The organism is Pseudomonas sp. B33.4, from assembly GCF_034555375.1.
Lineage (GTDB): Bacteria > Pseudomonadota > Gammaproteobacteria > Pseudomonadales > Pseudomonadaceae > Aquipseudomonas.
Window position 1 is genome coordinate 2,340,985 of the sequence record NZ_CP140706.1, and the last position, 23,288, is coordinate 2,364,272.

21 protein-coding genes are annotated in these 23,288 nt (G+C 60.8%); 3 read left to right on the forward strand and 18 right to left on the reverse strand.

What is annotated here, in order from left to right:
• Nucleotides 1–4: 4 nt before the first annotated feature.
• Nucleotides 5–1,495: a HAMP domain-containing sensor histidine kinase gene (locus U6037_RS10350; RefSeq protein WP_322846656.1), complete on the forward strand. Its 1,491-nt coding sequence runs from the start codon at nucleotides 5–7 to the stop codon at nucleotides 1,493–1,495.
• Complete coding sequence (locus U6037_RS10355) at nucleotides 1,464–2,906, forward strand: sigma-54 dependent transcriptional regulator (protein ID WP_322846657.1); 1,443 nt, start codon at nucleotides 1,464–1,466, stop codon at nucleotides 2,904–2,906. The genes U6037_RS10350 and U6037_RS10355 overlap by 32 nt, the downstream gene beginning before the upstream one ends.
• 151 nt (nucleotides 2,907–3,057) lie before the next feature.
• Here U6037_RS10355 and U6037_RS10360 read toward each other — a convergent pair whose 3' ends face one another.
• Complete coding sequence (locus U6037_RS10360; protein ID WP_322846658.1) at nucleotides 3,058–3,405, reverse strand: hypothetical protein; 348 nt, start codon at nucleotides 3,403–3,405, stop codon at nucleotides 3,058–3,060.
• Nucleotides 3,406–3,581: 176 nt separating this feature from the next.
• Here U6037_RS10360 and U6037_RS10365 point away from each other — a divergent pair, with 176 nt between their 5' ends.
• The gene (locus U6037_RS10365) at nucleotides 3,582–4,379 is read left to right on the forward strand and encodes a class I SAM-dependent methyltransferase (protein ID WP_322846659.1); all 798 of its coding nucleotides are present in this window, start codon (nucleotides 3,582–3,584) and stop codon (nucleotides 4,377–4,379) included.
• Nucleotides 4,380–4,504: 125 nt separating this feature from the next.
• Here U6037_RS10365 and U6037_RS10370 read toward each other — a convergent pair whose 3' ends face one another.
• The 17 genes from U6037_RS10370 to U6037_RS10450 all read right to left on the reverse strand — a co-directional run bounded on the left by U6037_RS10370 (nucleotide 4,505) and on the right by U6037_RS10450 (nucleotide 23,266).
• Nucleotides 4,505–5,197 carry an N-acetyltransferase gene (locus tag U6037_RS10370; protein ID WP_322846660.1) on the reverse strand — a complete coding sequence of 231 codons (693 nt, stop codon included), beginning with the start codon at nucleotides 5,195–5,197 and terminating at the stop codon, nucleotides 4,505–4,507.
• A 114-nt stretch (nucleotides 5,198–5,311) separates the two neighbouring features.
• On the reverse strand, nucleotides 5,312–6,103 hold the full coding sequence (locus U6037_RS10375) for a ChbG/HpnK family deacetylase (protein ID WP_322846661.1): 792 nt from the start codon (nucleotides 6,101–6,103) through the stop codon (nucleotides 5,312–5,314).
• On the reverse strand, nucleotides 6,075–7,259 hold the full coding sequence (locus U6037_RS10380) for a GNAT family N-acetyltransferase (RefSeq protein ID WP_322846662.1): 1,185 nt from the start codon (nucleotides 7,257–7,259) through the stop codon (nucleotides 6,075–6,077). Before U6037_RS10380 ends, U6037_RS10375 begins: the two co-directional genes overlap by 29 nt.
• A 4-nt stretch (nucleotides 7,260–7,263) precedes the next feature.
• Nucleotides 7,264–7,953, reverse strand: a complete 690-nt coding sequence (locus U6037_RS10385; RefSeq protein ID WP_322847302.1) for an N-acetyltransferase — start codon at nucleotides 7,951–7,953, stop codon at nucleotides 7,264–7,266.
• 68 nt (nucleotides 7,954–8,021) lie between these two features.
• Entirely contained in the window at nucleotides 8,022–9,944 is a 1,923-nt protein-coding gene (locus U6037_RS10390) for a hypothetical protein (protein ID WP_322846663.1), read from the reverse strand.
• On the reverse strand, nucleotides 9,941–11,248 hold the full coding sequence (locus U6037_RS10395) for a lipopolysaccharide biosynthesis protein (RefSeq protein ID WP_322846664.1): 1,308 nt from the start codon (nucleotides 11,246–11,248) through the stop codon (nucleotides 9,941–9,943). The genes U6037_RS10390 and U6037_RS10395 overlap by 4 nt, the downstream gene beginning before the upstream one ends.
• Complete coding sequence (locus U6037_RS10400) at nucleotides 11,245–12,246, reverse strand: polysaccharide deacetylase family protein (protein WP_322846665.1); 1,002 nt, start codon at nucleotides 12,244–12,246, stop codon at nucleotides 11,245–11,247. The genes U6037_RS10395 and U6037_RS10400 overlap by 4 nt, the downstream gene beginning before the upstream one ends.
• Nucleotides 12,247–12,259: 13 nt before the next feature.
• Nucleotides 12,260–13,396: a glycosyltransferase gene (locus tag U6037_RS10405; RefSeq protein ID WP_322846666.1), complete on the reverse strand. Its 1,137-nt coding sequence runs from the start codon at nucleotides 13,394–13,396 to the stop codon at nucleotides 12,260–12,262.
• Entirely contained in the window at nucleotides 13,389–14,357 is a 969-nt protein-coding gene (locus U6037_RS10410) for a glycosyltransferase (protein ID WP_322846667.1), read from the reverse strand. Before U6037_RS10410 ends, U6037_RS10405 begins: the two co-directional genes overlap by 8 nt.
• Nucleotides 14,354–15,727, reverse strand: a complete 1,374-nt coding sequence (locus U6037_RS10415; RefSeq protein WP_322846668.1) for an O-antigen ligase family protein — start codon at nucleotides 15,725–15,727, stop codon at nucleotides 14,354–14,356. The genes U6037_RS10410 and U6037_RS10415 overlap by 4 nt, the downstream gene beginning before the upstream one ends.
• Complete coding sequence (locus tag U6037_RS10420) at nucleotides 15,724–16,815, reverse strand: glycosyltransferase family 4 protein (protein WP_322846669.1); 1,092 nt, start codon at nucleotides 16,813–16,815, stop codon at nucleotides 15,724–15,726. Before U6037_RS10420 ends, U6037_RS10415 begins: the two co-directional genes overlap by 4 nt.
• On the reverse strand, nucleotides 16,812–18,404 hold the full coding sequence (locus tag U6037_RS10425) for a GumC family protein (RefSeq protein ID WP_322846670.1): 1,593 nt from the start codon (nucleotides 18,402–18,404) through the stop codon (nucleotides 16,812–16,814). Before U6037_RS10425 ends, U6037_RS10420 begins: the two co-directional genes overlap by 4 nt.
• 16 nt (nucleotides 18,405–18,420) lie before the next feature.
• Nucleotides 18,421–19,446, reverse strand: a complete 1,026-nt coding sequence (locus U6037_RS10430) for a polysaccharide biosynthesis/export family protein (protein WP_322846671.1) — start codon at nucleotides 19,444–19,446, stop codon at nucleotides 18,421–18,423.
• Between the two features lie 21 nt (nucleotides 19,447–19,467).
• On the reverse strand, nucleotides 19,468–20,115 hold the full coding sequence (locus U6037_RS10435; RefSeq protein ID WP_322846672.1) for a CpsD/CapB family tyrosine-protein kinase: 648 nt from the start codon (nucleotides 20,113–20,115) through the stop codon (nucleotides 19,468–19,470).
• A complete protein-coding gene (locus U6037_RS10440) occupies nucleotides 20,115–20,861 on the reverse strand; it encodes a sugar transferase (protein WP_322846673.1) in 747 nt (248 codons plus the stop codon). The genes U6037_RS10435 and U6037_RS10440 overlap by 1 nt, the downstream gene beginning before the upstream one ends.
• An 18-nt stretch (nucleotides 20,862–20,879) precedes the next feature.
• Complete coding sequence (locus U6037_RS10445) at nucleotides 20,880–21,917, reverse strand: NAD-dependent epimerase (RefSeq protein ID WP_322846674.1); 1,038 nt, start codon at nucleotides 21,915–21,917, stop codon at nucleotides 20,880–20,882.
• Nucleotides 21,914–23,266 (reverse strand): UDP-glucose/GDP-mannose dehydrogenase family protein, encoded by a 1,353-nt coding sequence (locus U6037_RS10450; RefSeq protein WP_322846675.1) that lies wholly within the window; start codon nucleotides 23,264–23,266, stop codon nucleotides 21,914–21,916. Before U6037_RS10450 ends, U6037_RS10445 begins: the two co-directional genes overlap by 4 nt.
• Nucleotides 23,267–23,288: the final 22 nt, after the last annotated feature.

A 23,288-nucleotide genomic window follows, 5' to 3' on the forward strand; every position in this document is an offset into this window, starting at 1 on the left:
TCCCATGCAGCGACTGGAAGCACAAAAAAACTCTGCACCGAACGCATCGGTCGCAGGCAAGGGCTGGCGCGAGCAGTTCAATCTGCTGCGCTGGTTCTCGCTCGCGAGTTTTTTCATCATCGCGGCGGTGGCGCTAGGTCTCGGTTACATCTCCACGCGCTTCGTCGTCACCGAAAGCGTCGAGCGCGATGCCCTGCTGACCGCGCAATTCGTTCAGGCCATTGGGGCGGCGGAAATGCGCCACGCCAAAATCAATCCGAACCGGACGATGGGCGAAATGCTCGACCCGCGCCAGGACAACCACTATCCCGATGTTGATCCGGCATTACAGCTGTCGGCGCGCACCGAATTTCTCGATCACGTCGAACACCTGCCAGACATTCTCCTGGCCACGGTGTACGCGTTGGACCGCACGGTGATCTGGTCGACCAACGCTGAGCTTATCGGCGTGCACATCAAGGATGACGATGAGCTCGACGAGTCGTTCGAGATGAAAGTGCCGGTGTCCTCCAGCTACCACAAGATCGACGATGAAAAACCCGAGCAGCAAATGTTGCGCGAACCGAAATACCTGTTCATCGAGAACTACATCCCGATGTTCAACGCCGACAAAAGTAAAGTCGTCGCCATGGTCGAGGTCTACAAGGAGCCGGCGGATCTGGTCGATCGTATAGACCGTGGATTTGCCTCGATCTGGGCGGCGACTTGCTTCGGCGGTGCGGCGATCTTTCTAGCCTTGTTCTGGATCGTCCGCCGCGCGGCGAAATTGCTGCAGAGCCAGCAGCAACAGCTGATCAGCAACGAAACCTTCGTCGCCCTCGGCGAGATGTCCTCGGCGGTGGCGCACAGTTTGCGCAATCCACTGGCGACCATTCGCTCCAGCGCCGAACTGGCCCAGGAAGTCGCCAGCCCCGGTGCGCAGCGCAACATTGGCGACATCATCAGCCAGGTCGATCGCATGTCGCGCTGGGTGCGCGAACTGCTGGTGTCGCTGCGGCCGATGAATGACGACGGCGAGGCGGTGGATCTGGTCATGGCGGTCGAAGACACCTTTGGCGCCTTCGAAGCGTTGATCAAACGCAGCAACGTCGAAGTGCGATTCAGTCCGCAAAACTGCGCACCGGTCGTCAGTCAAAAGGTGCTGCTCACGCAAATACTCAATAGCCTGTTTGCCAACGCCCTCGAAGCCATGCCCAAGGGCGGCGTGCTCAGCGTCGAATTCGAGTCGCCGCAGCCGGACAGCGTGCGCGTGACGGTGATCGACACCGGCAAGGGCATGAGCGCGCAGCAGCAACTGTTGGTGTTCAAACCGTTTTTCACCACCAAACAGGGCGGCCTCGGGGTTGGCCTGGCGTTGGTCAAAAGAATCATGGAGCGGTTTCAGGGCTCGGTCGTCCTGACCAGCAAAGAGCAGGAAGGAACCCGCGTCAGTCTCAACTTCAAAGTGGCATCGGGAGGGGAATATGGAACACAGCATTCTGCTGGTCGAGGATGACGAACTGCTGGCCGAAAATATTCAGACCTACCTGGAGCGCAAGGACTTCGAGGTGACGGTCTGCCATTCGGCTGAAGACGCGCTGGAGCAATTGGGCAGCTTCATGCCTGACATCGTGCTGACCGACAACTCGCTGCCGGGCATGAGCGGTCACGACCTGATCCAGAAGCTGCGCATCAGCGCGCCGGATCTGAAAGTGATCATGATGACCGGTTACGGCAACGTCGAAGATGCCGTGGTGGCGATGAAGGAGGGCGCCTTTCATTACGTCACCAAACCGGTCGCGTTGCAGGAACTCAAACTGCTGCTCGACAAGGCGCTGGCGACTGAACGGATGGAGCGCACGCTGTCGTTCTATCAGGAGCGCGAGGCGCAGAAATCCGGGGTGCAGGCGCTGATTGGCGACTCGGCACCGATGCAATATCTGAAAAACACCATCGGCCAGTTGCTCGATGCCGAGCGGCGCATGGCCAACACCGATCTGCCACCGGTCTTGGTCGAAGGCGAGACCGGCACCGGTAAAGAGTTGGTGGCCCGCGCGCTGCACTTCGACGGCCCGCGCAGCAAAGGCCCGTTCATTGAATTCAACTGCGCGTCGATCCCGTCGAATCTGGTCGAGTCGGAGCTGTTCGGGCATGAGAAGGGTGCATTCACCGATGCCAAGGATCGCCGGGTCGGACTGGTGGAAGCGGCGGACGGCGGCACGCTGTTTCTCGATGAGATTGGTGAGATGGACCTGCTGTTGCAGGCGAAGATCTTGAAGTTGCTGGAGGATCGCACCATTCGCCGCGTCGGCTCGGTGAAGGAGCGCAAGGTCAATCTGCGGGTGATTAGTGCGACCAACTGCAACCTTGAGCAGATGGTCCAGCAGGGCAAATTCCGCCGCGATCTGTTTTTCCGTCTACGGATTATTTCGATCAAGGTGCCGCGCCTGTATGCGCGGGGTGAAGATATCTTGCTGCTGGCGCGGCACTTCCTTGCCAGTCACGGCAAACGCTATGGCAAACCGAACCTGCATTTCAGCCAGCAGGCCGAGGAGCTGCTGCTCAGTTACACCTGGCCGGGCAACGTGCGCGAACTGCGCAATATGCTCGAACAGACGGTGTTGCTGGCGCCGAGCGACACGATTGCCGCGCATCAATTGAACGTGTGCATGAGCCTGTGTGACGAGTTGCCGCCGCAGCATCAGCATCAACACCACGAACCTGTGTCGCCCTACGAACCGCGTCCGGCGAGCAATATGGAGTCGATGAACCTGCCGGAAGTCGAGCGCGACATGGTGCGCAAGATGCTCGACAAGACCGACTGGAACGTCACCAAATCCGCGCGCCTGCTGGGCCTGAGCCGCGACATGCTGCGCTACCGCATCGAAAAACTCGGCCTCGCCCGGCCGGATAAACGGCAGTGGTAGCCCAGGCACACCGCATTTCCCCTGTAGGAGTGAGCCTGCTCGCGATAGCGGTGTGTCAGCCAATAAACAGGTCGACTGACACACCGCTATCGCGAGCAGGCTCACTCCTACAAGGGATCGATGGTGCAGCAGATGTTGTGAGCAACCCGGATCAATGCTGCTGCCGACTCAAACACTCCAGCACACAACCAGGATCCAGCACCTCATCGTTCACATAAATCCCGCGCTCGGCATCGTACGTGCGGATAAACACCCGCACCGTCGCATCGGCCACCGTCGGCAGTTGCGAATCGTAGAATTCATGGTCACCCGGAAGCACTACAAAATCCTGCGGCGCCGTATCGTCGTAAGGCTTGGGCGGCGTGGAACCCAGCGAATACGGCGCAGGGTGGGCGAAGGGCTGGTTGGGCCCGTAATAATTGAAATTGCTGTCCAGCGCTTGCGCCTGAGTGGCAGCGAGCAGACAGCCGGTCAACAACAGCCGATCGAGCATTAGCATGGCGGCACCTGCGAGTGCGGTTTTCCCCAAGGCTATTAACTATAGCTGCCCACGCCCCCAACACCCCATCCACATCGGATCCCTGTAGGAGGGGCTTACAAGTTTGCAACAACCGCAATTGGCAGGCTGATCTAGACTCGGATCCGCTCAATCACGAGCATCGTACGGAGTGCGCCATGGAAGTGCCCAACAACAAAACCGCCATCGAGAGCAATCGACAGGCGTGGAACGATTCCGCCCGCCATCACCAGGATTCGCCTGACTGGCAGGCTTTACTCGGCGAAGTCGCGCAGGCGGATTTTTCCTGCCTTGATGAGACCTTGAGCGGGTTGCTGGAGGTTGACGGCAAAGATGTGATTCAACTGGGCTGCAACAATGGCCGCGAGAGTCTCTCCCTGTTTGCGCTCGGTGCCAGAAGCGTGGTCGGTGTCGATCAGTCGGCGGCGTTTCTCGAACAGGCGCGTGAGCTGAACAAGCGTTCACCGCACAACGCCGAGTTCATCGAAAGCGATGTCCATCATCTGCCGGCATCGTTGCAGAACCGCTTTGATGTGGCGCTGATCACCATTGGTGTTTTGAACTGGATGCCGGACATCGGCGAGTTCTTCCACCATGTCGCTTCGACCCTTAAACCGGGTGGCAAACTGCTGATCTACGAAACCCATCCGTTTCTGGAAATGGTCGATCCGGATGCTGAGGATCCGTATCGCCTTGCCAGTTCCTATTTCCGCGCCGAGCCGTTTGTGCAGGAAGAGCCGATTGTCTACGTCGGCAAGGTTGAACAGCAGGCGGCGAAGTCGTATTGGTTTGTGCATAACCTCGGCGCCATCTTCAGCGCGGCCATTGCGGCGGGACTGAATATTGCGCACTTCAAGGAGTATGCGCATTCGAATCGGGAAGAGGTGTATGACCAGTATCTGAATCAGGAAGCGCAGCTGCCGATGTGTTTTACCCTGATCGCCAGTAAGGCGTGATTGATCGGTGCGGTAACCGGCCTCATCGCGAGCAGGCTCACTCCTACATTTGAAATGCGTTCCCCTGTAGGAGTGAGCCTGCTCGCGATGACGGCATCACTGCCGCTAAACATTTCAGATGTGACTCAAGCCTGCGCCGCCGCACTCACCACCGGCCGCCCCGGCTTACGCAGCGGTTCCAGTCGCGAACCCTCATAGCGCGTTTCGCGGAAAAATTTCCAGCGCCCGAACAGGCAATACACATGCATCACACGCCCCTGTTCGTGATAGCCCATGCGGATATGCAGCTTCAGCGCCGGAATATTGTGCGTCTCACAAACGTCCACCACTTTGTTGCAACCCTGCGCCGCCATCGCTTCCCACAACGCCACCTGTACGTCCACCGACAGGCTGCTGCCGAAGTACGCACGAATCATTTCACCACCAAACTCAAAGAATTCACCGGGCTTCACCGGGAAGGTGCAGCCGTAATAGTGACGGTCGTGATAGTCGCGAATACTGCCCCAGATAAATCCCACCGCGTGCCCGTCGGCATCAAGGTACATGTGCCCGGTGTGACCCTCGGCAGCCAGCTCGGCCATGGTCCCCACGCGGTCACCGAAATGCTTGGAAAACGCGATGGCGTTCTCCGGCGTTATGTCGGCTTTGCGCAGGCCATCGTAAGGACGCAGCTTGTGTGGCGGTACCGGGCTGACCAGGTCGCGCTCCATCCACAGCAGCTCCCAATGGAAGAACACGTAGCGTTTCCACAACGTGCTGAAAGTGCGGCCGAGGCCTTTTTGCCGGATGCGTTCTTGTAGTTTTTCGATGATGCTCATGCTGCCCTCCGTGGCCGAAGCCCGGGTGTTGTGGATGGTGCTTTTGTGGGTATAGATCACCTGAGCAAACTCATTCCAAAGTGCCATCTTGGAAAGTATTGCAAGGTATGTAAGTCAATCGAGTGCCGTGGCACCGCGTAGAAAATCCTTGTTCAGATCGGCGTATGAAACCCGTGCTATACCCCTCAGCCGCTGCTCTAGTACGCTGCTCAGGGACTCGTCGGGGTTGAGATAGGCGTCACCAAAACCGGCGCCGAGTTGCGTTGGATGTGCGACGATTTCCAGCACGCCGTCGGTCGGCGCGCTGCCGTTGCGCAGGTCCACCGGCGTGCACACATAGTCAGCGGTAACCCCCGCCAGACGCTGCAAACGCCAATTGAGCAAACCCTTGAATACGCGCTTGGGCAGATTGAGGTTCTGTCCCAGATTGCGCGCCAGTCGAATCGGTACGCCTTGCTGCGCGGCGAACCGCGCGACGATTTCGCCAATCGGCCAGATGTTGTGCACGTGCTGGTGCGAATCGATGTGGCTGGGGCGCATGCCGTGATCGACGCAACGCTGCCACTGCACCTGCAACTCTTCGCGCACCGCTTCACGGTCCTCGCGCCCCAGCGAAAAACTGTGGCGGGGCAGGCTGAGATCGAACACGCCGAAGTCATCGCAGAAGGTGCGTCGGGCTAGAATCGCCTGGCTCAAGGGGCGCCCGTAGGTCAGGTTGAAATGCAGGCCAACCCGGCCTTGCAAGGTCGGATGCCGGGCCATGGCACACGCTGCTTCAAACGCCGGCATGTTGGCCATCGCTGTGGCAGAACTGATGACCCCGGCCTGAAACGCGGCGAAGATCACCGCGTTTTCGTTCGGGCTGAGACCGAAATCGTCAGCGTTGACTATGACTTGGCGAGGCATGTTCGCCCTCCGTGGTGATCGCGACAGGTTTCCCTGCAGGTTTGGCTTGTTCGGCACGTCGTGCCCGCCACGTTTGTACGTGCGGTTTGAGTCGATACCACAGGCGCAGGCCTAGACCGAGGATCAGGCCGCTCGGGCGCCAGGAATAAAAACTCCAACGCCAGTGCTCCAGTTGCCCGGTCATGCGTTCGTGCAATTGATGGCTGGAGTTTTCCAGGCTGACCCGCGAGGCATCGATCCAGCGCCAGTTGTCGTCCAGGCCCCAGCGAATCCATTCCTCCAGCAATACCCGGCCGCTGCCCAGATCAGCGTACTGCGGCAGGAACGCGAGGTTGTAATCGTAGAGCCGACCCTGCTCCAGCAGACCGAGGCGATAGCTGATGCAGCGGCCGTTCAGTTCCAGCGTCACCACCCGCACCAGGCCTTGGCCGGCGAGGGCGATGAAGGCGCGTTCGATCAACTGGCGGCTGCGTTCGCTGGCGAAAATCCCCACGCCTTCGTCGCCTTTCCAGCTCACCGCTTCGACTTCGCTGATGGTCTGCAATAACGGCCCCATGCTCAACGCATCGGGAGTGATCCGGCGCACCTCGGCACCACACGCGGCGATGCGCTTGCGTGCCCGGCGCAGCTTGTAGCGCGGATCGCCGGAGACTTCCTGATGATCGGCCTCGCTGATCAGATGCACCGGCACGCGACAACTCAAGCGCCGTTCACCGGAGGAGCTGCGTGCCATCCATTGGGTCAGCGCACTTTCCTCACCGGCCGGCTCGGACAATTCATTGAGCTGTAGCAGCGCATGGGGCACACGTTGGCGAATCAACCGCAAGGCCTCGCGCATGTCGTCGCTGCCGAGCAGAGACAACAGCGCCAGGCGATCGGCCAGCGGATAACCCAAGTGATGCAGCACCCGAAACGGCACGCCGGCAAAGCGTTCGCGACTCGCCACCAACGGCAGACACAGACGCAATTCCTCCGCCTCCCAACCCAGCAGAATGTGCAGACGCTCATCCTCGCCGAGGGTCTGCTCGGCCGCACACAACCAACCAAGGTTGTTGAACGGCGTGTGATCCGTCACCCGCAGGCGCAGCGCTTCATATGCTGCTTCGGGGAAATCGGCGGCGCACAGGGAAGTGCGCCATGCAAATCGCGTCACCATAAGCTCAGGCTGCCGTGGCTGTTACGGGTGGACGGGAAGGTTTGCGCAGCGCCTCCAGACGCGAACCGCTATAGCGGGTTTCGCGGTAGAAGCGCCAGCGACCAAACAGGGTGTATACATTCATGATGCGGTTCTGCTCGGTATAGCCCATGCGCAGGTGCAGCTTGAGCGCCGGGATGTTGTGGAACTCGCAGACGTCGACCACCTTGTCGCAGCCTTGTGCAGCCATGGCTTTCCACAGTTCCAGTTGCAGGTCTACCGACAGCTCGCTGCCCCAGTAGGCACGGGTCAGTTCGCCGCCGAATTCGAAGAACTCGCCGGGTTTCACCGGGAACAGGCAGCCGTAGTAGTGCCGGTCGAAATAATCGCGGGAAGTACCCCAGATAAATGCCACGGCATCGCCCTGATCATCCAGGTGCATGTGCCCGGTGTGACCTTCGTTGGCCAGCTCGGCCATGGTGCGGACGCGGTCGCCGAAATAGCGCGCGAAGGCGCTGGCGTTGTCCGCCGTGATCTTCACCACCCGCAGCGGCGGGTAGGGTTTGAGGTTGTGCGGTGGCACCGGGCTGACCAGGTCGCGTTCCATCCACAACAGTTCCTGATGGGAAAAAACGTAGTGCTTCCACGCTTTGGCAAAGGTAGCGCGCAGGCCTTTTTGCTTGATGTGCTGACTGAGTTTTTGCACAACGTTCATGGTCTTGGCTCCTGATGACGAGGCATCGCGCGGCCAGAAGCCGACGCGGCTGAACATCAACGGACGGTTCATGAAGCACTCCAGCTGAGGGCGAACAGGGTTTGCCCCGGCAGCTCGAAACGCACGCGCCCGTTCTCGCAGGCAAACGGCGCGTCGCGGCTGCGGTTGTCGGCACCAAAGTAGCGCAGGGCGCCGTTGTTCAGCGGGCATTTGGCACCGCTCAAGTCGACACGTTGCAAGCGCGTGCCTTTGTTCACCCCCAGCAAGCCACGTTGATCGTCACCGGCCATCGCCAGCACATCGACTTCGAACGCATCGTTCTCCAGCCACAGCACTTGATTCAGCCAGTGTTGGGCGATGAATTGCTGGGCCAGGCCCACGGGTTTCAGCTCGAAACGTTGTTCATCCTGCGAAACCCGCAACATACCCTTGGGATACTGCGGCTCATCGGCGGCCTGAAACCAGTTGAGCATGCTCAGCAAGCCGTCCTGCGAAGCGTTGATCACCACCGACGCCCACCACAGCGAAGCGTAGTGGGTTTCCTGATCGTAGGGGCTGAGGCTGGAGCCGCTGGACAGGTTGGTCTGGTCGAGTAGCAAGGCTTTGCGCGGCTGACCCTTGGCGTCGAGGCCGACCAAGTCTGCGGCGCGGCGCACGCTGTCGCGGTAGACGCGCGTGGCGAGCAGGTCGCGGATCATCCATTCGTGCCACGCCAGCGCGTCGACCTGATCGCCGGATTCGCTGAGCAAGCGCCGCGCCCAATCGATGCCGCGCTTGTCCGCCGCGTTATTGGCGAAGGGGCCGTTGACCAGCCGCGAACTGGCCGGCATGGCAATGCGCACGCCTGCCTTGGCGTTGGCCGGATCGCTGCGCACCTGACGAGCCATGCTGGCGAAAATCGCCTGATATTGTGCGTAGCTGGAATAGTTGAGATTCGGCTCATCAGCAAAACCGATGTAGTGCGTGCCTTTGCCACCCAGCTTACGGGTGCTGGCCAGCCACGCATCGAGGCCGCTGTTGCTTTGCACATCGGCGCGCAAATCCGCCTGACGCTGACTGCCGGCGAGCAGAGTGATGTCCTGCCTGATGCCGAAGCGCTCTTGATACAGCTGACGGAACGCATCTTCGAACTGCGGATTCTTCGCCGTCACATCGACAAAGCTGTAGAAACTCGCTGCCGTCGGTTTCAGCGCGTTCAATGCGGCATGACTGGCCGGTGGCGGCATCACGTAGGGCAGGGCAATGCCCAGAGCCGGCGTGCGCCCGAGCACTTTGTTGTGCAAGACCAGATGCGTCTGACCGGCGTCTTCACGCAGCGCTTTCAGTTGCTGCGGGTTCTGCGCAAACAAATTGGCCGTGCCATCCAGCCAGAATGCCGCTTTGCCGCTGCCTTGTAGACGCAGGCGCCAGACCTGTTCGCGCTCGCTGACGGGCAGGGCGACCTGATCAAACTGCCAATAAGCGCGATAGGGTTTCAGCGCCAATGTCAGTTGCTGATCGTCGCCAACCCGCTGCGCCTGCAAGCCGCTGACACCGCCATGAAACTTGCCGGCCAGCACCGCGTGCTCACCCGGCGCGACTCTGAAATACAGCTCATCGCCGTTGTGCGTGTCGGCACTGAAATGCACTTTAGCGGGCGCGAACAACGCGACCGTGCGCTCGTCATGTTCAATTCGATAATTGCGAAAGCTGTAGCCGGGAATTTCCAGCCGATAACTGCTCGCGCCGGGCAGCAATGACCAGCTCTGACTGCCGCGAATTTCGCTGGCCTTTATGAACCGATCGCCCGCCAGTTTGCCTTGACCGTCGAGCAGGTACAGATGTTCTTCGTTGGCATCGGCCTGCCACGCCGGCGTCCAGCGCACGGTCACCGTATCCGGGCGATCCGCCTGCAGATACAGACTGCCGTCGCGGATCTCGCCCCAACGCATCGACGCGGCAAAGGCGTCCAGCGACAGGCCGAGACCGAGCAGCAGGGCCAGGCCTTTCATGCGGTTTTCCGCCGTTGCAGTATCAGCCACATCGGCGTGAGGTCGCGGGGCAAAATGATCAGCACTTGCCAGAACGGCACGCCGCTCAAACGGCAGTACAACACCAGCATCGCCACGGTCACTGCCAGATAGGCAATCGATGAAGCCGCCGCCGCGCCGACAATGCCGTAAGCCGGAATCAACACCAGATTCAGCGCCAGGTTCAGCAGCGCCCCCAGACCCATCAGCAACGACACCGTGCCGGGGCGATTCTTGCCCAGCAAGTCGAGGCGCAAAATGCTCGCGTAGCACAGGCCCAAAAGTCCCGGCAGCAGGGCCAGCAGCGCCGGATACGCCGGTTGGTAAACCGCGCCGAACAAGGTGACGATCAGCCATTCGCCAATCACCGCCATGGTCAGACAGGCGCCGAGCATCACCGTGGCAGTCAGGCGCAGCGCCAGCGGCGTGACCTTGTCCATGCCTTCGTCCTGTTGCAGCAGGCGTTTCATCAGTGGTGTGGTCACCGCTTCCGGGACGATCAGCAGCAGTTCGGCGGCAGCGCTGGCCATCGCGTAATGACCGAGCGCGGTGCTGCCGAGCAGGGCGCCGATAAACAGGTAATCCGAGCGCAGAATCACTTGCTGGAACAGCAGATCCGGATGGCTGCGCGCGCTGTAGCGCAGCAGTTCGTTCTGGCTGGCGCGATCCCATTGCAGTTGCAACGGCTGCGCGCGTTTGAGCCAGACCCAACCGACCAGCACCACCAGACTGATGCCGGCCAGCCAACTGATCAACGCGGCTTCGAGGGCAGCGCTTTGCCACATCCAGAACAATGCGAGGAACAACAACAACGGCGCCAGCGACTCGACCAGGCGCAAGGCATTGAATGCGACCACGCCGCCGGAGGCGTTGTGCAGCGTCAGCAAGCCACTTTTCAATACGGTCAACGGCACCGCCAGCAACAATAACCAGGCGAGCAAGCCGAGTTGCATCGTCACATCCAGCTCAGCGCCAAACTCACGCGCCAACGCCACCACCAGCAAGGTCAGCAACCCCGCCAGCAAACAGCCGAAGACCAACACTTGGCTGAGCAACAAACCCATCGGCCGTTGCTTGGCTGCCTGATAACCCACCGCTGAATTCAAGCCACCGCTGGTGGCGGCGCTGATCAAGTCCGGCAGGGTACTCAGCAAGGCAAACAAGCCACGCTCACTCGGCCCGAGAATCCGCGCCAGCAAGACGTTGCGCAGCAAGCGCAGGGCGATCATCGCCAGTTTGGTGCCCATGCTCAGCGCCAGATGCTTGAGGTAGTTGCCTCGGCTCATGGCCGCGCCCCGCGAAAAATCCGCCACGACAACAGTTGCGGATTACGTGCGGTGCGCTGGCTGACACCGAAACGCGGCAGATTCAGCGGATCGCCTTCACCGCGATAAATGCCGGTGCCGGTGCCGAGGGCGAAAGGATAGTCGTGATGGGCAATCTGTTCGCGCACGCGCTTATCATTGTCGCCGTTGGGGTAGCAATACACCGGCAGCGGTCGATTGCAGCCGTTGTGCAGGGCATCGCGACTGCGGCTGATTTCTTCGCTCAGGCGCTGATCATCCAGGCCGGTGAGGATCGCGTGGCTGGCGCCGTGTGGGCCGAAACGCACCAGCCCCGAAGCTTCCAGCGCGCGGACTTGATGCCAGTCCAGGGCTTGCGGTTGTGATTCCGCCGGGCATTCATCGGTGAGTTGTTCCAGCTCCTTCGGGTCAAGCGACTTCAGCCCTTGCAGGTAATGCAACAAGGCCAGGCTGCGGCGGTCGACGTCAATGTCATCGAGCAGCACCGGTAACGGGTGGTGCATGGCGTGCAGGCATTCGATCAAGTGCATCCGCGCCTTGTCGCCATGGCTGCCCCACAGGGTTTCGCCGAGGCTTTCCCACCAGAAGCGCTGACGGCTGCCGATGAAATCGGTGGAGAGGAAAATGCTCGCCGGCACCTGATGTTTTTGCAGCAGCGGGAAGGCGTTGACCGCATTGTCGCGCCAGCCGTCATCGAAGGTCAGCGCCACCCGTGGGCGTTCGGTGCGCAGCGAGTTGGGCTGAAGGATTTCCATCAGCGGCACGCAATCGAAATGCTTGCGCAGCCACACCAGCAAATGCTCGAAGGCTTTCGGCCCCACGCACAATTCATTGCGGTGCGGCAGATCGGCGGCGCGGTCGTTCGACAGCACGCGGTGCAGCATCAGAATCACCCCGGCGCCGTGCAATTGGTTACGGCCCATGGACGAGTTGAGATAGAGCCAGCCACTGGTGCGTTTGAGTAATTGTTTGATCGCCATGGCTTCGGTCCTCTTAACGGTTCTGTTCCGGATTCCACTGGGCATACCGCTGACCGCGCAGGAACTGCCACAGGCCGAGACTCATCCCGGCGAGGGTGACCAGCAGGAACGCGGCGAGGCGGAAGGGCTTGGGCAAGCGGTGTTGCGAATCCAGCAGCCCGGCAATCGCGATGGTGTAGCCGATCAATTGCGCGATCAGGGCCAGGCGATAGAAACCGTGGTCGTCCCACAACCAGAAGTTGCTCAGCAACAGCGGCAGCAACAGGATTGGCGCCAGGCGGCGGATCAGTTTGTGGCTGATCAACGCGATCGAATACAGGCCATATTTCAGCGGATTGAGCAGCTCGCGGCGCTGGGCGAGGCTTTGCAGACCGCCGACGGTGACGCGCTGACGACGACGGAATTGTTTGTCCGCCTCATCGACGCCGTGGTCGATCACTTGCGCTTCAGGCACGTAGACGATGCGTTTGTGCGCAACCGGTGCGCAGGTGCTGATAAAGAAATCGTCGTTAACCTCCGCCGGCACGTTCTGGAACAACTCGCGGCGCAGGGCGAGCAGGGCGCCATCGGCGGAGACCATGCAACCGGTGCGGTTTTCCACGCGACGCAGCCAGCCTTCGTAATGCCGATAAAGGCTGTCACCGACGCTCAAGCCGCCGCCGGTGACCGGGATGACCATGTGCCCGGCGCAACCGCCAACATTCGGATCATTCAGTGGCGCCAGCAGATAACCGAGGGTCTCCCGCGACCATTGGTTGTCGGCATCGGTAAACACCAGAATGTCGCCGCTGCTCAGCGCTACGCCGGCATTCAGTGTTGCGGCTTTGCCCTGGCGCGGCAGGTCGAGCACTGTGATGCGCGGGTCGACGACCTTGTGCGCGCAGGCCACCGTGTCATCAGTCGAACCGTCGCTGGCGAGGATGATCTGCAGCGTGGCCGGCTGATAATCCTGCGCCAGTAGCGTGCGCAACTTGTGCTCGATATGCCGCGCTTCATTGTGCGCGGCAATCACGATGCTGACGTTCAACGGCGGCGCTGGCGTGTGGCGCCACGCCGGAAACAATGGCGCGACGATCGTCAGCAGCAGCGGGTAGCCGACGTAGGCGTAGACCGGCAGCAACAGGCACATCCAGAAAATGAATTCAGCCACGGGCAGGCCTCCTGGCGTTCCAATGACACAGACTCAAAATGAACGCGGCGCCGGCCAGGTGCAGACGCACCCAGTGCAGGCCCCACAGTTGCAGGGTCAGACCGATATTGTGGTGTTTGAAGCTCTGACGCAGGCTGAGCACCAGCCCGGGTATCAGTGTCAGCATGACCATGACGGCCGCATGATGCGGAAAGCCGTCGAGCAGCGCCGAGATCGCCAGAAAATCCAGCAACCACACCAGCAGCGACAGCATCGGAAAACGCAGCAGGCGCAGGCTGAAGCCGTGGGTGCGCAGCAGTTGCAAATGACTGCCCTGACGCCACAACTCCTTGCCCATCCACTCGCGCCAGTTCATTTCGTAACCCCAATGCAGGGCGACGTTGTCATTGATCGACAGCAACCGCGCGCCCTGTTCATGCTGACGCAGGGTGAACTCCTTGTCTTCGCCGGTGCGCAGGCTTTCATTGAAGCCGCCGACCTTGTCGAACCAGCGACGGCGCATCAGCAGGTTGGCACTGGGCAGCCAGTCGACCACATGCGAGGTCTGCGACGACACACGCAAGGTGCGCCGTTGCCAGGCGGTGGCGTACCACGGTGCTTCGGCGGGCGTGTGCAGATCAAGGGCGAAGACATCGGCCTGGCCGCTGGCCTCGATGTCGAACAACGGCTTCAGCCAGTCCTCGGGCATTTCGATGTCGGCATCGATAAACGCCAGCCACTCACCGCTGGCGATCGCCGTACCGCGATTGCGTAGGGCACCGATCAACAACCCCGGCATGATCAGCACCTGCGCGCCGAATTGGCGGGCGATGTGCGGGCCCTGATCGGTCGAGCCGTTGTCGACCACGATCAGCTCGCACTCAACGTTGGCGGCATGCGCGGCTTTTTGCGCGGCCAGCAACGTGCGGCCAATGTGCCGGGCCTCGTTGAACATCGGGATGACGATGCTGATGCGACTCATGCCTTGGCCTCCGTGGTCAGTGGCGCCTGCTCGGCTTTCAGGCGCAGGACGCTGGTCATGGCGAGCATGATCCACACGTATTTCTGGTTCGGCGCGCTGAGAAACATCAGGAACAGCGTCAGCGACAGAAAGCTCACACTCAGGTGCGTCATCAGATCGGTCTGATACGTGTCGCGGCGCAGCATCCACGCGGCCCGCGCGCGAATCAGGTTGTACAGACCGAGGCCGAGCATGCCGACGAACAACAACCCGGCAGGCACCCCGAGTTCACTGAAGATTTCCAGATACGTGTTGTGCGCGCGGCGATAGAGGTCGCCGATCTTGCGGTTGGCCGAAAACGCCTTTGCGTAACCGGTGGTCGCGTAATGCAGCGGGAAGGTGCCGGGGCCGGAGCCGAGCAGCGGGTTCTCGCGGATCATCTGGCTGCCGACGACGATGTACGAGGCGCGACGGCCAAGGGATTCGTCGTTGTGCCCCTTGGCCCCGGCGCTCAACACGCTTAGCGACTGAATCCGCGCGAGATAACCGGCCGGCATCGCGTAGATCGCCAGCGGAATCACAATGGCTGCGCCGAGCATGGCAAAACCCAGATGCCGAGGGCGAATGCGCGTCAGTTGCGCGCGGTAGTGCCAGCAACCGATCAACAGACTCAAGGCCAACACCACCAGCCCGGAGCGCGATTCGGTTTTGGTCATGCCGCCCAACAACAGCAGGCAGCAAGCGCCCCAGAACAACCGGTGCAGCAGATTCGGGCTGCGGATCACCAGAAACAGCCCCATCGGTATGGCAAACGCGATGAGCAGGGCGAACGCGTTAGGGTCTTCGAGCAAGCCAGCGGCACGGCCCTGATCCTGGAACTTGGCCGAGAACATCGCCATCGCGCAGGTGGTGCTGACGGCGAGGGTGACCAGACGGGCGAACAGGTCGAGGTTCAGCTCACGGCCGATCAGCAGGGTGATGACAAACAGGATCAGCCCGACGCTGAGTTCACGCAGATGCCCGAGCGACATGCCCAGATCATCGGTGTTGAGCAGGCTCAAAAAGTACAGAACCATGAACCAGATCAGAAAGCGCCAGATATTGCTGCGCAGGCGCTGCGAAGGAATCTGATGCAGCGCCAGTTGCAGCATGAGGATCACCGCCAGTGCGGCACCGAGCAGCTTGCTGCCGGACAGTGGGCTGTCCTTGAAAAAGCCTTCGAACGGCACCAGCGCGACGATGCCGAGCAAACCCCAGGTCGGCTTGCGGTACAACACCGCAAAACCCACCAGGCCGAGCACCGCCCCTGGCGCCAGATACGGATAAGGGCTGGCCAGCAAAGCGATGCAGACCAGACTGAGCAGACTGACGATCGAGAGCGGGAAAATCATGCGCGTGCCTCCCGTGCCGTGCGGATGTACAGCTGCGACCAGCGTTCGGCGAGGGCCTTGAGGTCGTAGCGATCCTGTTGCGTGCGTTTTGCGTTGTCGCGCAGTTGTCGGGCCAGTTTCGGCTCGCTCAGCAGGGTGTCGAGCTGGCGGGCGAGATCGGCGCAATCGGCCGGTGTGGCGAGTAAACCGTTGTGCCGGTGTTCGAGCACATCGGGAATCCCGCCGACAGCGAACGCCACCACCGGCACCCCGGCCTGCATGGCTTCGAGCAAAATCATCGGTGTGCCTTCGGTTCGCGAGCTGATCACCAGCGCATCGAGTTGCTGCCACCACGGTTGCATGGCGATCTGGTAACCGGGCAAACGAATCCGTTGCTGCAAACCGGCGCTGTCGATCCGCGCCTGCAACGCCTCGCGTTCCGGGCCATCACCGAGCATCACCGCATCCAGTTGCGGATGCTGATGACACAGCGGGATCAAGGCATCGAGAAACAGATCCGGGCCTTTCTCACTGCTCAAGCGTCCGACATAACCGGCCAGCCAGCGTTGCCGCCCCGCGTCCGGCACCAGTGCTGCAGCGGCAGGCAAACCATTAGGGATCACCTGCAGCTTTTCCGCGCGGACGCTGGCCTGACGGTGCAGCGCGGCAATACTTTCCGCCACGCAGACCACCCGATCCACCGACGCCGTGCGGCACAGTTGCAGGCTCAGCCAGGTGTAGAACTTCTGTTTGCGACTGCGCGGTGTGAAGCCATGCTGGGTAATCACCAGCGGCAGGCGCAAGAGTGTCGCGCCAACCCAACCGAACAACAGACCTTTGAAATTGTGCGTATTGATCAGCGGTTTTTCGCTGCGACGCTGGCGTAGATGCCGCAGCAACTCCCCCAGTCCGGCACAGCCGCGACAGTCCACCCCAGCCTCGCGAAAGCGCGCGATCAGTGCTGGCGGCGCGTCGAGAAACAGCACCTGATGCTGCCCCGGCGTCGCCAGACAATGATCCAGCAACATGCGCTCTGCCCCATAGAAGCCGCCGCTGCTGAGCAAATGAATGATCGGCAGCGCGGCAGTCGGGGAGGGTGCGGTGTTCAATTGCGCACCCAGTGCAGGAAGCTTGGCACTGTCCAGTTCTTGTGCGGATTGCTCGGCAGCGCGTTCTGATCGTTGATCACCAACAGCACAGGTACGCCCAGTTCGTGGCTGATTTGCGCCGGGTGTTTGAAGCGGTGATCGAAGAACTCACGCACGTAGACCAGCGCAATCGCCAACAACAACCCGGTGAACAAGCCGAACGGAATGATCAGGCCCGGTTTCGGGAACGCTGCTTCGGTCGGTTCGAACGGTGGGCTGAGCACCCGGGCGTTGGACAGATCGTCGTTGAGCGCGCCGGTGGTGCTGCTTTCGGCAAACCGCTGGGCGTAGGTCGAGAACGCGGCGTGCAGCGCATCGATCTCGGTGTCCATCTGCCGCAGCTTGCTTTGCGTCTGCTGCAACTCGTGGATGCGGTTCTTGAACTCGGCGATGCGCGCAGTTTTCTGCTCGATCACTTGCTTGACCACGGCCAGATCGGCGGTGCGCTCCTGAATGCGGTTGCTCACCACTTTGAGGAATTGCTGGCGGGTGCGGGCGATCTGCTCGCGGGTCAGCAGCATCGGTTCGCTGCCGGGCTGGAACACCGCCAGATCATTCATGTAGCGGCTGACCTGGGTGGTCAGTTGCTCGCCCATTTGTTTGATCTCCCGATCCTCGAACGCCACGTTGTCGACGGTGGTGGTGAAGGTGAAGGGGAAGGTGTAGTCGTTGAGCTTGCTGTTGGTGGCCGCAGCCATCGCGGTCTTCAGGTATTCGAGCCAGCGCTGGCTCTGCAACAGGCGATCCTGGTACAGGTTCAGCGCTTGTTCTTCGGTGTTGATGGCGTTGAGGCGGAAGGTGATTTCTTCCTTCGGATCTGACGAACCGACACTTTCCAGCAAGGCCTGACGGTTGCCTTCCAGGCCATCGAGGCGCACTTGATAGAGGTGTTTTTTCGACTCATAGAAGGACTGCGGCAAGTCGATCGACTGCAAGGCCTGACGGCTGAACAGATAGTTCTGCAGCAGGGCTGCAACAAACGTCGTGCCTTGGTGCGGATCGGGGAAGCTGTAGACGATCGAGATCACGTTGGAGCCGGGCAGGGTCTCGATTTTCAGGCTGTCGATGGCTTGCTGGGTGAAGGCGTCGAGCGCGGTGTCACGCACCGGATCGGTTTCCAGCCCGAGTACGTTACGCGCCGGGTTGATCACGTATTGGCGCAGCGGCGAACTGACGTAGCGCTTGAACGGCTCGGCCACCAGTTTGCTGAAGATGCCCGGCGAAGGTGTGTATTCACCCTTGTCGCGCAGTTCACTGATGGTCTGCCGGATCAGTGCTGGCGAGCGGAGGATATTGCTCTCGGTTTCCATGTCCGCCAGCGATGGTGGAATGAAGGTGGCGTTGTCCACCGTGAGCGACGTGGTGGCGTCACCCTGGGAGAGTTTTTTCGACTGCACGATGACCTGCGCGGTGATATCAAAGCTCTGTTTGAGCAGCAGCGGCAGGAGCAGGGCGATCACTGCAAAGATCAGGAAGACCCGTTTCACCAATTGTTTGTTGGCGAAGAAGATCCTGAAGAACTCATGCAGGTAGTTTTCCTTTGGGTTCATGTCGGTCACCTGAGAGTTAGTTGCTGTCACTGTCTTTGTTGTCGACGCGGTAGCCGAAGCTGAACCCGACGCCCTGGAACAGCACCACGTCGGCCAGTTGGCGGGCAAGTTCGCCGGCGCTGGCCAGTTTGGTTTTCGGTACGTAAAGCATGTCGTCCGGTTGCAGGTAGGCGATTTGTGGCGCCTCACCCGACAGGGCCTTCTCGACGTCGTAACGCACGGCCTGCACCTGATTACCGTTGCGGCGCATGATCACCACTGAATCAAGGCGCGCCTTAACGTTGGTGCCACGAGCCAGGGTCAGCGCTTCAAGCACCGAGACCGGCCGGCGGATCGGGTAGGAACCCGGCTGACCGACTTCACCCAGCACATAGATTTCGTTGCCGGCGGTGGACTTGAGCAGCACGTCCACGGTCATCCGGCCCGGCAGTTGCGCGTATTTTTTGTTGAGGAAGCTTTCCAGTTGATTGACGGTCATGCCTTGCAGCGGCACGGCGCCGATTTCCGGGAAGCTCGCGTAGCCGTCAGTGCCGACGGTGATCTCGCGGCTCATGCCGGTGGCCGGGTGATTCAGCGCGCTTTTCAGGTTCTGCTCATTGGTCAGCGGGCTGATGATCTGCACGGTCAACTGATTGCGGTTGGGCTGGAACAGTTGCTTGCGCTGATAGGCACGCTGGATTTCTTCGCGGGCCTGATCACTGGTCAGCCCGGCGATTTTCACCGAAGTGTTGGCGCCCGGCAGTTCGATGGTGCCATCGGGCAACACCAGTTGATTGCCGTTGAGCTGACTGGCAGCGGTGAAGTTCAGGCCGATCTGGTCACCCGACTGCACGCGGTAGGCGTCCGAGCCACTGGTGCTGATATGGAAGATCACATCGAGGACATCCTGCGGACGCAGGGTCTGCTCGATCTTCGGCATATCCGTGGCCTGAGCGTTGGCCGGGCTGGCGGTGAGAATGTTCACCGGCATGTTCTGGGTATCGGAGGTGCTGGAGCAGCCTGCAAGCGGCAGCATCAGCAGCACAAGAATCTTGGCGTTCATGGCGTCATCCTTCGCGTTCGCTTAGAGGTTTTTGTAAAGCCATTTGGGCATGTAGTACTTGCGCCGGTTGAACACGCTGCCGACCACTTTCGCGCCAGCCTGGGTCAGGCGTTGCACGGCGGCTTGCGCGACTTCCCAGCGGGTGTCTTCGGCGCGGACGACAAACACCACGCCATCGACCTGCGTACTGATCACCAGCGTGTCGGCGGCGGAATACACCGCGTCGCCGTCAATCACCACGAAGCGGTACTGGCTGCCCAATTGATCGAGCAACGGGCTCAGGCGCTCGGCGGTCAGGTGTTCCATGGTGCGAATCGGCCGGCCGTTGGGCAGCACGTGGAAGGGCAGGCTGGAGACCTGCACCACGCAGTCCTGCAGCAGCGGCGGGTTGTCCGGGTTGAACAGCAAGTCACGCAGGCCGCGCTCCTTGTTTAAATTCAACTGCTGGGTGAGGTTGCTCGCCGATTGGCTGGCGTCGACCAGCAGCACTTGGCCGCTACTCATTTGCGCCAGTTGGCTGGCCAGCGCCAGGGCACTGGTGGTAGTACCCGCGCCGGGGTTGGCGGCGGTCAGGAACAGGATCCGCAGATCGAGATCCAGCACGGTCGAGGTCAGGTTCGATTCGCTGGGATTGGCGATGCTCAGGCTTTTGTTGGTTGAACCGTCCATTAGCTTGCTCCGTGGCCGCTGAATACTTTGAAGGGGGTTTTCAACAGAATCTTCAGATCAAGCAAAAGGCTCTGCTCGGCGATATAGCTGAGGTCCAACTCAACGCGCTGGTCGAAGTCGATATTGCTGCGCCCGGAGATCTGCCACAGGCCGGTCATGCCGGGGTAGATCGCCAGACGAGCGAGATGGTTGTCCTTGTAGCGGTAGGCGTTGAACGAGGTCGGACGCGGGCCGACCAGGCGCATGTCGCCGGTCACTACATTGATCAGGTTGGGCAGCTCATCGAGGCTGGTGCGCCGCAGGAAACCGCCGATGCGGGTGATGCGCGGGTCATGGTCGATCTTGAAATCGATGGCATCGGCACCGTGCTTGTTCAGGTGACGCAGCGACTCTTTCAGTTCTTCGGCGTTGGCCACCATGGTGCGGAATTTGTACATGCCGAATTTGCGCCCGCGATAGCCGGTGCGTTTCTGCACGAACATCACCGGGCCTTCGCTGGTGAACTTGATGATCAGTGCCAGACCGAGCAACAGCGGCGAAATCAGCAGCAGAATCATCAGCGCGCCAAGACAGGCAACCACACGATTGGTGCGTGACAGTTGCCATGGCCGACCGCCGTCGCGGCCGGTAAACCAGCCGCGACCCTGGCGATGAATCGCCGCGTCGAGACGCATTCGGTGCTCGGGATCAACGCGCTTGTCGCGGCGCATTTGTTGGATCGGCACACCTTTCTCATGTCCAGTCATAAAATCCTCCGCATTAATTCAGCCGCGAGCGGCGCGTGGGCGATAGGCAGTGGGGTAGTAGTCGCGAAACCAGGCGATAAAACGTCCGAGTCCCTCATCCAGCTCGATCCGGGGCTGAAACCCGGTGGCCTGGGCCAGATCGCTGGCCTCGGCGCAGGTGTTGAGCACGTCGCCCGGTTGCAGCGGCAGCAGCTCGACAATGGCTTTCTGGCCAAGGTGTTTTTCCAGCAGCGCCAGATAGGTTTTCAGCTCGACCGGGTGCTGCCCGCCGATGTTGAACAAGCGCCACGGCGCCATGCTGCTGGCCGGGTCGGGCTGCTCGCGATCCCATTGCGGATTGACCTGCGGTGGCTGCTCGATGAGGCGGGCGATGCTTTCGATGATGTCGTCGATGTAGGTGAAGTCGCGCTGGTGCTCGCCGTAGTTGAACAGCTTCAGCGGCGTGCCCTCGCTGATCGCCCGGGCGAACTGGATCGGCGACATGTCCGGCCGGCCCCAAGGCCCGTACACGGTGAAAAAGCGCAGGCCGGTGCAGGGAATGCCGAACAGATGGCTGTAACTGTGCGCCATCAGCTCGTTGGCTTTTTTGGTCGCGGCGTACAGCGACAGCGGGTGATTGACGCCGTCCTGCACCGAGTACGGCGTGCGCTGGTTGGCGCCGTACACCGAACTCGACGAGGCGTAGATCAGATGCTCGACCGGGTGATGCCGGCAGCTCTCGAGGATATTGAGGAAACCGTTGAGGTTGCTGTCCAGATACGCCCGTGGATTCTCCAGCGAATAACGCACTCCGGCCTGCGCCGCGAGGTGAATCACCGCTTGTGGGCCTTCGCGGACGAATAGCGCTTCGATGGCCGAGGCATCGGCCAGGTCAACCGTGGCGAGCTGGAAATCGCCGACCTGCGCGCGCACCCACTCCACTCGGTCGTGCTTGAGCTGCGGGTCGTAGTAGGCGTTGAAATTGTCCAGCCCAACCACTGAGTGCCCGTCGCGTATTAGCCGCATTACGCAATGAGCACCAATGAAACCGGCCGCACCGGTGACCAGAATCTTCATGGCCGCACGCCTTCAGGCGCAATGTGGCGCAGACCGATGCCGCTGTAGTGCAGGCCGGCGGCCGCCACTTGTTCCGGGTTGTAAAGGTTGCGGCCGTCGATGATGACCCGCGAACGCAGTTTGCTGGCGAGCAGTTCGAAATCGACCACGCGAAAGTTTTTCCACTCGGTGCAGATCACCAGCGCATCGGCGTCTTCCAGGGTGTCGTCACGAGTGGCACAGAGGTGCAGGTCGTTGCGATAACCGTAAAGGCGCCGGCATTCGGACATCGCTTCCGGGTCGTAAGCCTGCACGCTGGCACCCTCGGCCCACAGCGCATCCATCAGATAACGGCTTGGTGCTTCGCGCATGTCATCGGTATTGGGCTTGAAGGCCAGGCCCCAGATCGCGATGGATTTGCCGGCCAGACCTTGCGGAAACTGTGCTTTGAGTTTGCTGAACAGGATGTGCCGTTGCAGGTCGTTGACGTCGGTGACGCTACGCAGCAGTTTCAGCGGCATGCCGTTGTGTTCGGCGGTGTGCAGCAGGGCGCGCAGGTCTTTGGGAAAGCACGAGCCACCGAAGCCGCAGCCCGGATAGATGAAGTGGTAGCCGATGCGTGGGTCGGAGCCGATGCCTTTGCGCACCGCCTCGATGTCGGCACCGAGCAGCTCGGTGAGATTGGCCAATTCGTTCATGAAACTGATGCGCGTGGCGAGCATCGCGTTGGCGGCGTACTTGGTCAGTTCGGCGCTGCGATTGTCCATGAACATCAGTTTCTCGTGGTTGCGGCAGAACGGCGCGTACAGCTCGCTCATCTGTTCGCGGGCCGCGTCGTCGCGGGTGCCGACGATGATCCGGTCGGGGCGCATGCAGTCAGCGAGGGCGCTGCCTTCCTTGAGAAATTCCGGGTTGGACACCACGCGCACGGCCAGATCAGCCTTGCCGCGGCGCAGCAGTTCGCTGTTGGCGGTGGCCAGCACCTGATCGGCGGTGCCCACCGGCACCGTGGATTTGATGATCAGGGTGCGATCGGCTTCCATGTGTGAGGCGATTTGTCGGGCGACGTTGAGCACGTGGCTGAGGTCGGCAGAACCATCCTCATCGGCGGGGGTGCCGACGGCGATGAAGATCAACTCGGCATGCTCGACCGCATCGCTGGCCTGGGTACTGAACAGCAGACGGCCAGCCTTGATGTTTTCTTCGAGCGTGCTGGACAAACCGGGCTCACTGATCGGCGGTACCGCTTGTTGCAGTTGTTTAATCTTGTTTGGGTCAATGTCAACGCATAAAACGCGATGACCGACATCTGCAAGTGCGGCGGCTTGTATTAATCCAACATAGCCCGTGCCAAATACGCTCACGTCCATCTGCGCACCCTCGATAAAGCGA

Coding starts and splice junctions, on each gene's coding strand:
- U6037_RS10350 (WP_322846656.1), top strand. CDS start 5: ATGCAGCGACTGGAAGCACAAAAAAACTCTGCACCGAACGCATCGGTC.
- U6037_RS10355 (WP_322846657.1), top strand. CDS start 1,464: ATGGAACACAGCATTCTGCTGGTCGAGGATGACGAACTGCTGGCCGAA.
- U6037_RS10360 (WP_322846658.1), bottom strand. CDS start 3,405: ATGCTAATGCTCGATCGGCTGTTGTTGACCGGCTGTCTGCTCGCTGCC.
- U6037_RS10365 (WP_322846659.1), top strand. CDS start 3,582: ATGGAAGTGCCCAACAACAAAACCGCCATCGAGAGCAATCGACAGGCG.
- U6037_RS10370 (WP_322846660.1), bottom strand. CDS start 5,197: ATGAGCATCATCGAAAAACTACAAGAACGCATCCGGCAAAAAGGCCTC.
- U6037_RS10375 (WP_322846661.1), bottom strand. CDS start 6,103: ATGCCTCGCCAAGTCATAGTCAACGCTGACGATTTCGGTCTCAGCCCG.
- U6037_RS10380 (WP_322846662.1), bottom strand. CDS start 7,259: ATGGTGACGCGATTTGCATGGCGCACTTCCCTGTGCGCCGCCGATTTC.
- U6037_RS10385 (WP_322847302.1), bottom strand. CDS start 7,953: ATGAACGTTGTGCAAAAACTCAGTCAGCACATCAAGCAAAAAGGCCTG.
- U6037_RS10390 (WP_322846663.1), bottom strand. CDS start 9,944: ATGAAAGGCCTGGCCCTGCTGCTCGGTCTCGGCCTGTCGCTGGACGCC.
- U6037_RS10395 (WP_322846664.1), bottom strand. CDS start 11,248: ATGAGCCGAGGCAACTACCTCAAGCATCTGGCGCTGAGCATGGGCACC.
- U6037_RS10400 (WP_322846665.1), bottom strand. CDS start 12,246: ATGGCGATCAAACAATTACTCAAACGCACCAGTGGCTGGCTCTATCTC.
- U6037_RS10410 (WP_322846667.1), bottom strand. CDS start 14,357: ATGAGTCGCATCAGCATCGTCATCCCGATGTTCAACGAGGCCCGGCAC.
- U6037_RS10415 (WP_322846668.1), bottom strand. CDS start 15,727: ATGATTTTCCCGCTCTCGATCGTCAGTCTGCTCAGTCTGGTCTGCATC.
- U6037_RS10425 (WP_322846670.1), bottom strand. CDS start 18,404: ATGAACCCAAAGGAAAACTACCTGCATGAGTTCTTCAGGATCTTCTTC.
- U6037_RS10430 (WP_322846671.1), bottom strand. CDS start 19,446: ATGAACGCCAAGATTCTTGTGCTGCTGATGCTGCCGCTTGCAGGCTGC.
- U6037_RS10435 (WP_322846672.1), bottom strand. CDS start 20,115: ATGGACGGTTCAACCAACAAAAGCCTGAGCATCGCCAATCCCAGCGAA.
- U6037_RS10440 (WP_322846673.1), bottom strand. CDS start 20,861: ATGACTGGACATGAGAAAGGTGTGCCGATCCAACAAATGCGCCGCGAC.
- U6037_RS10445 (WP_322846674.1), bottom strand. CDS start 21,917: ATGAAGATTCTGGTCACCGGTGCGGCCGGTTTCATTGGTGCTCATTGC.
- U6037_RS10450 (WP_322846675.1), bottom strand. CDS start 23,266: ATGGACGTGAGCGTATTTGGCACGGGCTATGTTGGATTAATACAAGCC.